This window comes from Pseudanabaena sp. 'Roaring Creek', from assembly GCF_001402795.1.
Classification (GTDB): domain Bacteria; phylum Cyanobacteriota; class Cyanobacteriia; order Pseudanabaenales; family Pseudanabaenaceae; genus Pseudanabaena.
In genome coordinates this window covers 1-594 of the sequence record NZ_LIRE01000587.1, presented here as the reverse complement: position 1 = coordinate 594, position 594 = coordinate 1, and the positions used below count along the sequence as shown (strand labels likewise).

Annotated in this window: 1 pseudogene; it reads left to right on the top strand. The window is 43.8% G+C overall.

The features are described 5' to 3' along the window. Positions 1-51 precede the first annotated feature (51 nt). Positions 52-594 (top strand): annotated as a pseudogene (locus AC805_RS16655) (hypothetical protein); the annotation flags it as partial.

Below are 594 nucleotides of genomic sequence, written 5' to 3'. Positions count from 1 at the left end.
AATGAACTACAAGAGAAACACACTCAATCAAAAACTGAATAGGGACTGCTGATGGAAATTTTGAAAACCCCGATAGGTAATACGGGGTCGGTTCTTTCGGAAGCTCCACCAATGGAGAAACAACCAGAGAGCCAATTTATGGCGGTATTCGACTGGTTGCAGGGCTGCATTCAGTTACCAAACTACGGAGAATTTGAATACTTACTGGAACTGGTAACCGAGATATTCAAAGACGAATGGATAAGAGACGACGATCGCCCACTTTATAAAGGACGACACTTCACCCACTCAATCCGCACGACTAGAGGATCGATAATCGGATGGAATATCACAGACGACGGTAAACTAGACTGCTGGCTAAGCTTGACAGGCAAAACCCTGATCGGCGCAAGTTTCGACAACCTAAAACAATACCTCCAATACTTAATAGCCAACCAGACAAGATTTACGAGAATAGACCTAGCCGTAGACGACTACAGCAAATCCTTAAAGCCCCAATACTTTAAAACCGCCTATCAACAGCGACAGCATCAAGGCTTCAGAAAAATGAGCTTCATCGAAAACTTTGAGAGTTCAGAAGAAGAACAAGGCTTC